Origin of the sequence: Lactobacillus delbrueckii subsp. delbrueckii DSM 20074 = JCM 1012, assembly GCF_001433875.1 — a bacterium.
In the GTDB taxonomy this organism is placed as follows: Bacteria; Bacillota; Bacilli; order Lactobacillales; family Lactobacillaceae; genus Lactobacillus; species Lactobacillus delbrueckii.
Map to the genome: position 1 here is coordinate 6,746 of NZ_AZCR01000010.1, position 1,748 is coordinate 8,493.

Consider the following 1,748-nt stretch of genomic DNA (forward strand, 5'->3'; position numbering starts at 1 on the left):
ATTGGTCTAAACTTCCTCCGCCAAAAGGCAGCTCTTGGTCATTTTTATCTAAAAACCTAACCCCTAAAGCCTGAGCCAGGCCGGCACCGCCATCGTTAGTCGCGCTGCCGCCTAAGCCCACGATAATCTTTTTAACGCCCCGCTTCAACGCGTCAAGCAGCAGCTCCCCGGTCCCAAAAGTAGTTGCCGTCATTGGATCGCGGTCCTTTTTCGCAAGCAAGCCCAGGCCGCTGGCTGCTGCCGTCTCGATCACCGCGCATTCCCCGTCATTGATCAGACCATAGCTGGCCAAGAGCCTTCTACCATCGGGACCGGTAACCATCTTTTCCACTTTTTCCCCGGGGATGCAGGACAAGATTGCATCGACCGTCCCCTCGCCCCCATCGGCCATGGGGACCTGGACGACTTCGGCCTCGGGAAAGACCCGCTTGATCCCATCTGCCATGGCCTGGCAGGCCTCTTTGGCTGACAAGCTTTCCTTGAAACTGTCGCTGGCTGTAATAAACTTGAGCATTTTTCTGCCTCTTTCATTTTTTCAATAGTCAGCTCTATTTTACCGCTTTTCCAAGCAAAAAGCCGCCTGGCTGAAAGACAGTCAACTGATCAACTAGCTGTCGATTCGATTTCTTTCTAGTATAATTAAGCTAACGGAAAAATATTGGTAATTATAGCATCTTAGAAGAAATGCTGACCATCAGTGAAGACGAGTACAAGAACCACTTTTTGGAGAAAGAATAAGGAGTCATATGGAAACCAAGAAATACCTCTCCCTAATCGACCGGGAAATGGCCCAGATGCCGGACTTCGTCAAGGAATACCAGCTGGAAACAAGGCACTCTCTGACCACCAGCTACCAGTACTTAACGGAAATCCGCCGCTTTTTCTCCTGGCTGATTGCTGAAAATTTGACCCAGGCGAAAAGTCCCAGCCAAGTGCTGCCAAGCGACCTGGAAAAATTGAGCCGGAGCGATGTCATGCTCTACCTGGATAAACTGGAGCACAGCAGGAACAAGCAGGGCCACCTCAACTCCCCGACGACCGTCAACCGGTCGCTCAACGCCCTGCGCTCCTTGTACAAGTACTTGACGATCACGGCTGACAAGAACAATGGCGAGCCTTATTTTGACCGCAATGTCATGCTCAAGATCAATTCCCTTCCTTATACAAGCACCTTGAACTACCGGGCTCATGCCTTAGAAGCTCACATGTACACCGGCAACTTGAAATACCAGTTTATGGACTTTTTGGACCAAAAATTTGCCGGCCTCTGCAGTGGACGCGCCCTTTCTTCTTTTAAGCAAAACAAGGAACGGGACATGGCTGTCATCGCTTTGATCTTAGGCACGGGAATCCGGGTTTCTGAATGCGCCGGGGTTGACATGAAGGACCTCAACTTAAAAGAGGCAACTTTAGATATCACCCGGAAGGGCGGACAGAGAGACTCAGTGCCAGTTGCTGACTGGACCCTCCCCTACCTGGAAAAGTACCTGGCAATCCGGGCAGACCGCTACCAGGCCCCAGCCACTAACAAGGCCCTTTTCTTAACCAGCTACCACCAGGAATGCCGGCGGATGACGACCAATGCCATCGAAAAAATGGTTGGCAAGTATTCTGCTGCCTTCGGCCACCCTCTCACCCCCCACAAGCTCCGCCACACGGTCGCTTCTGAACTCTATCAGGCGACCAAGGACCAGGTCATGGTCGCCCAGCAGCTGGGGCAAAAAGGCACCTCAGCCACCGACCTCTAC

2 protein-coding genes are annotated in these 1,748 nt (G+C 52.1%); one reads left to right on the plus strand and one right to left on the minus strand.

From position 1 onward, the window contains the following. A partial coding sequence (locus FD23_RS10200; RefSeq protein WP_236743863.1) for a glycerate kinase occupies positions 1-514 on the minus strand: 514 nt, incomplete at its 3' end. Positions 515-746: 232 nt separating this feature from the next. Here FD23_RS10200 and xerS point away from each other — a divergent pair. Next, positions 747-1,748: tyrosine recombinase XerS (gene xerS, locus FD23_RS02930; RefSeq protein WP_236743864.1), on the plus strand; the 1,002-nt coding region annotated here is incomplete at its 3' end.